Below are 5738 nucleotides of genomic sequence, written 5' to 3'. Positions count from 1 at the left end.
GGTCGCGCTCGGCGCCTCGACCGACCTGGTCGAGCGGGCCGCCGCGCTCGGCGCCGCCGACGCCCGGCTCGCCCCGGTCGCCGCGCCGGCACTGCCCGCGCCGCGCCGCCGCCGGGCCGCCGTCCGCGCCGAGTTCGGGGTGGCCGCCGGCCAGCCGCTGATCGTCTCGGTCGGCCGGCTGCACCCGCAGAAGCGGTACGACCTACTCATCGACGCCGCCGCCCGGTTGCGCGGTCGGACCCCGCCGCCGGTCGTGGTGATCGCCGGCAGCGGGCCGGCGTACCTGCCGCTGGCCGCCCGGGTCTCCGCAGCCCGCGCCCCGGTCACCCTGCTCGGGCACCGCACCGACGTGGCCGACCTGCTGGCCGGCGCCGACCTGGCCGTGGTGACCAGCGACTGGGAGGCCCGCCAACTCTTCGCCCAGGAGGCGCTGCACGCCGGCGTACCCCTGGTGGCAACCGCCGTCGGCGGCCTGCCGGAGCTGGTCGGCGACGCGGCCGTGCTGGTTCCCCCCGGCGACGTGGACGCGCTCGACGCCGCCCTGCGGGGGCTGCTCGACGACGCCGACCGCCGGGCCGACCTGGGCCGGGCCGGCGTGGCACGGGCCGGGACCTGGCCCACCGAGGCGGACACCGTCGCCGAGCTGGTTGCGCTCTACGCGGAGCTGGCCTCCGACGCGGCCGACCCCGACACCCCCTCGACGGGACGCCGGTGATGCTGCGCAGAGTCACGCCGCTCCTGCTGACCCTGCTGGTCGTGGTCCTCGGCGTCGCCGCCCTCGCCGCGCGGCCGACCGGGGAGGCCCCCAGGCGCACCGCCGACTTCGTGGTGTTGGCCGGGGTGGCGGGCCTGCGCTGGGACGACGTGGATCCGCAGACCACCCCGACGCTGTGGCGGATGGCGCAGGAGGGCTCGATCGGCTCCCTGTCGGTGCGCTCCGCGAACCGGCCCACCTGCCCCGTCGACGGCTGGCTCACCCTCGGCGCCGGCAACTTCGCCGCCTGGAACGGCAGCCGCGGCACGGGTGCCTGCCCGTCCGCCGGGGTGACCGTGGAGCAGCCCGACGGGATCGGTGCGAACCTGCCCGACCAGGGGCGCGTCGTGCAGTACAACCAGCAGCGCCGGTCCTGGGGCGCGGTGCCCGGCGCGTTGTCCGAGTCGGTGCGCTGCTCGGTCGCGGTCGGCCCCGGCGCTGCGGTGGCCGCCGCCCGCCCGTTCGGCCGGGTCGACCGGTACGCCGCGCGGCTGCCCGACGACCCGGCCCCGCTGCTCGGCTCCTGCGTGCTGAGCATCGTCGACCTCGGCGCCGTCTCCGGCGAGGACCCGGCGGCCCGGGCCGAGCAGGCCCGCCGGGCGGACGCCGACCTGGCCCGGGTGCTCGCCGCCCGGCCCCCGCGCTCCCTGGTTCTGGTCGCCGGGGTCTCCGACACCGGCCTGCCGTCTCGGCTGCACGTCGCCGTCGCTGACGGACCCGGCTGGGAGCGGGGTTGGCTCACCTCGCCCACCACGGGGCGGGAGGGCTACCTGCAACTGGTCGACCTGGCGCCGACCGCCCTCGCCGCGCTCGGCCGGCCGATGCCGGAGCGGCTGTTCCTCGGCCGGCCCGCGGTCACCGTCGGCGGCCGACCGGCGGAACTGCCGGCCGCGCTCGCCGCACCGGCCGACGCCGACCGGGAGTCCGCCGCCCAGCGGTGGGTCGCCGGCTGGTTCTTCGCCCTGCTCGCCGGCGCGCAGGTGCTGCTCGCACTCGCGGTGCTTCCGCTGCTGCGCCGCGCCCGCCGGCACGCCGGGCCGGTCGGCCCGAAGCCGGTGCCCCGGCGGGTGGTGGCGACCGTGGAGCTGCTGCTCATCGCCGTCGCCCTGGCCGTGCCGGCGGCCCTGCTCGCCGACATCGTGCCGTGGTGGCGCGGCGACCACGCCGGCTGGTGGTTCGCCACCGTGACGGCGCTGCTGGTGGTCGGGGGGACCGCCGCCGTCCGGTTCGCCCCCGGGCACGCCTCGACGCTGGGCCCACTCGGCGCGGTCGCCGCCCTGGCCACCCTCGTCGTCGCCACCGACGTGCTCACCGGGGCCCGGTTGCAGCTCAACGGGGTGGTCGGCTACTCGGCCCTGCAGGGCGGCCGGTTCGCCGGCCTGGGCACCGTCGGGCTCGGCGTGTTCATCGCCGGGGCGCTGTTCTGCGCCGGCTGGCTGGCCCAGCGGGTCCGCCGCCAGTGGCGGCCCATGGTGGTGGTCGCCGTCGGCGGGCTCGCCGTGGTGGTAATCGGCAGCCCGTACCTGGGGGCGGACTCGATCGGCGCGATCGCGCTGACCGCCGGGGTGAGCGTGGCCGCGGCGATCAGCACCGGCGGCTGGCTGACGGTCAGCCGGCTGGTCTGGGCCACCATGGCCGGGCTGGCCCTCACCATCGGCTACGCGGTGATCGACCTGCGCCGGCCGGCCACCGAGCGGGGCAGCCTCGGCCGGTTCCTGGCCGCCGTCGGCGACGGCACCGGCGGGCTGACCGTGCACCGGTCCAGCGGCGCCAACTTCGAGACGCTGGTCAACAGCCCGTTGACCGTGCTGGCCCTGGCCGGCGCCCTGCTGGTCTGGTTCGCGTTGCTCCAGCCGTGGGGCGGGCTGATGCGGCTGTTCGGCATCTACCCGGCGATGCGGGCCGCGATGGCGGGCACGGCGGTGGCCGCCGTCATCGGTGGGGTGCTCAGCGGCTCCGCCCTCGACGTCGCCGGGGCCGCCGGCGCGCTGGCGGTGCCGATGGCGGCCCTCGCGGCGCTGCGGGTGCTCGACCACTCCACCGACCGGACCCGGCCAGCCGACGGCGGCCCGGCAAACGGCCGTCCCGGCGGATCCGCGCGAACCCCGGACCGTGGCGACCTGGACGCGGCGGCGGCGCAGGCGGGGGGCCCGGCACCGGACCGCCCGGCCGGCGACGCCGGCGGTGCTGACCCGCCCCGATGCACGCCGGATCGGGACCCCCGCGCGTCAACCGAGGTCGCGACGGCCTGACCCCCGGGGCTGCCCTGGCGGGGGACCTCGGGTGCGGCCTGCGGGCCCGGCCCGGGGAGGTGTTAGCGTGGAATCCCGTGGATCGCGTGATCACTTTGCTGATCGGCACGGCGGTCTGCACGACCGCGACGGACGACACGGGAGCAGGCCTTGGCCCCTTCAGCACGGACGACCAGGCACATTTTCGTCACCGGGGGAGTCGCCTCCTCGCTGGGTAAGGGCCTCACCGCCTCCAGCCTCGGCAGTCTGCTGAGCGCGCGCGGGCTGCGCGTGGTGATGCAGAAGCTCGACCCCTACCTCAACGTTGACCCGGGGACGATGAACCCGTTCCAGCACGGCGAGGTGTTCGTCACCGAGGACGGCGCCGAGACCGACCTGGACGTCGGGCACTACGAGCGTTTCCTGGACCGGAACCTGTCCGGCAAGGCAAACGTCACCACCGGCCAGATCTACTCCGAGGTGATCGCCAAGGAGCGCCGCGGCGAGTACCTGGGCGACACCGTCCAGGTCATCCCGCACATCACCAACGAGATCAAGGCGCGGATCCTCGGCATGGCCGACCCGGACGGCGACGGCCAGGCTCCGGACGTGGTGATCACCGAGGTCGGGGGCACCGTCGGCGACATCGAGTCGCTGCCGTTCCTCGAGGCGATCCGGCAGGTCCGCCACGACCTGGGCCGGGACAACTGCTTCTACCTGCACGTCTCCCTGGTGCCGTACCTGGCCCCGTCGGGGGAGCTGAAGACCAAGCCCACCCAGCACTCGGTGGCCCAGCTGCGCAACATCGGCATCCAGCCGGACGCGATCGTGCTGCGCTGCGACCGGGAGATCCCGGACAAGCTCAAGGAGAAGCTCTCGCTCTACTGCGACGTGGACCGGGAGGCGGTCGTCGCCGCCCCGGACGCGCCGAGCATCTACGACATCCCGAAGGTGCTGCACCGGGAGGGCCTGGACGCGTACGTGGTGCGCCGGCTCGGCCTGTCCTTCCGCGACGTCGCCTGGGCCAGCTGGGACGACCTGCTGGACCGCGTGCACCAGCCGCACCACACGGTGACGGTGGCGGTGGTCGGCAAGTACGTCGACCTGCCCGACGCGTACCTGTCGGTCAGCGAGGCGATCCGGGCCGCCGGGTTCGGCCACCGGGCCCGGGTGCAGCTGCGCTGGGTGCCCAGCGACGACTGCGTCACCCCGGCCGGCGCGGCGGCGGCCCTGGCCGGCGTGGACGGCATCGTCATCCCCGGCGGCTTCGGCGTGCGCGGCATCGAGGGCAAGATCGGCACCGCCCGGTACGCGCGGGAGAACGGCGTGCCCCTGCTCGGCCTGTGCCTCGGCCTGCAGTGCATGACCATCGAGGTGGCCCGCCACCTCGCCGGCCTGGACGGGGCGAACTCGCTGGAGTTCGACGAGGAGGCCGCGCACCCGGTCATCGCCACGATGGCCGACCAGGAGGACATCGTCGCCGGCCGGGGCGACCTGGGCGGCACCATGCGGCTCGGTGCGTATCCGGCGACGCTCGCCGAGGGGTCGCTGGTCGCCGAGGCGTACGGCAGCACCGAGGTCAGCGAGCGGCACCGGCACCGGTACGAGGTGAACAACGCCTACCGTGACCAGCTCACCAAGGCCGGGCTGGCGATCTCCGGCACGTCCCCGGACGGCCGGCTGGTCGAGTTCGTCGAGCTGGACCGCACCCTGCACCCGTTCTTCGTGGCGACCCAGGCGCACCCCGAGCTGAAGAGCCGGCCGACCCGGCCGCACCCGTTGTTCGCGGCGTTCGTGAAGGCCGCCGTGACCTACTCCGAGGCCGACCAGCTCCCCGTGAACCTGGACGCCGCCCCGGCGGCGGAGGAGGCGGCCCGCCGGGCCGACCGCAACGGCGGCGTGGCCGCCGAGAAGAAGCCGGCGTCGGCGTCGTGAGCGCCGTGGAGCACCGTTACGAGGTGACCGGGCGGCGGCAGGTCTGGGCCGGGCGGATCTTCTCCGTGGTCACCGACGAGGTCACCATGCCCGGCGGCGGCACCTCCGCCCGCGACTACGTCAGGCACGTCGGCGCGGTGGCCGTCGTGGCGGTGGACGATGCCGGCCAGGTCGTGCTGATCCGGCAGTACCGCCACCCCGTCGGCCGGCACCTGTGGGAGCTGCCGGCCGGCCTGACGGACGTCTCGGGGGAGGACCTGGCCGCCGCGGCGGCCCGCGAGCTGGCCGAGGAGGTCGACCTCACCGCCGGTGCGGTCGACGTGCTGGTCGACCTGCACAGCTCGCCCGGCTTCACCGACGAGCTGGTCCGGGTCTTCCTGGCCCGGGACCTGGCCGACGTGCCCGCCGAGCGGCGCCACCGGCGCAGCGAGGAGGAGGCGGACCTCCAGGTGGTCCGGGTCGACCTGGACGAGGCGGTGCGGATGGTGCTGGCCGGGGAGATCACCAACGCGTCCGCCGTGGCCGGGCTGCTGGCCGCCGCCCGCGCCCGGGACACCGGTTGGTCGGTGCTGCGCCGCCCGGACGCGCCGCTGCCGCGCTGAGCGGCCGGGCCGCCGGGCCGGCCGGCGGCCCGTGACCAGGGGCTTCTCGCCAGGTCCGGTGCCGGTGGAATCCGGGGCCCGACGGGCGGGGTACAACGAGGAGAGGGGGGGGGGGGGGGGCCCCCCCCCCCCCCCCCCCCCCGCCGGGAGCCAGGTCGCGGCGGGGGGGGGGCGGCCCCGCGGAGGCGCCCCGGTCAGGAATCCAGATTCCCACTA

4 protein-coding genes are annotated in these 5738 nt (G+C 76.3%); all 4 read left to right on the top strand.

Going from position 1 to position 5738, the window contains the following annotated elements:
• Positions 1-715: glycosyltransferase family 4 protein (locus tag ABT023_RS28765; protein ID WP_350889801.1), on the top strand; the 715-nt coding region annotated here is incomplete at its 5' end.
• Entirely contained in the window at positions 715-3006 is a 2292-nt protein-coding gene (locus tag ABT023_RS28760) for a hypothetical protein (protein WP_350889799.1), read from the top strand. The genes ABT023_RS28765 and ABT023_RS28760, both read left to right, overlap by 1 nt.
• A 150-nt stretch (positions 3007-3156) precedes the next feature.
• Positions 3157-4920 carry a CTP synthase gene (gene pyrG, locus ABT023_RS28755; protein WP_350889797.1) on the top strand — a complete coding sequence of 588 codons (1764 nt, stop codon included), beginning with the start codon at positions 3157-3159 and terminating at the stop codon, positions 4918-4920.
• The gene (locus tag ABT023_RS28750) at positions 4917-5522 is read left to right on the top strand and encodes an NUDIX domain-containing protein (RefSeq protein ID WP_350889795.1); all 606 of its coding nucleotides are present in this window, start codon (positions 4917-4919) and stop codon (positions 5520-5522) included. Before pyrG ends, ABT023_RS28750 begins: the two co-directional genes overlap by 4 nt.
• Positions 5523-5738 lie beyond the last annotated feature (216 nt).

This window comes from Micromonospora sp. NPDC002296, assembly GCF_040296145.1.
Taxonomy (GTDB): domain Bacteria; phylum Actinomycetota; class Actinomycetes; order Mycobacteriales; family Micromonosporaceae; genus Micromonospora.
This window is presented reverse-complemented; position numbering and strand designations above follow the sequence as displayed.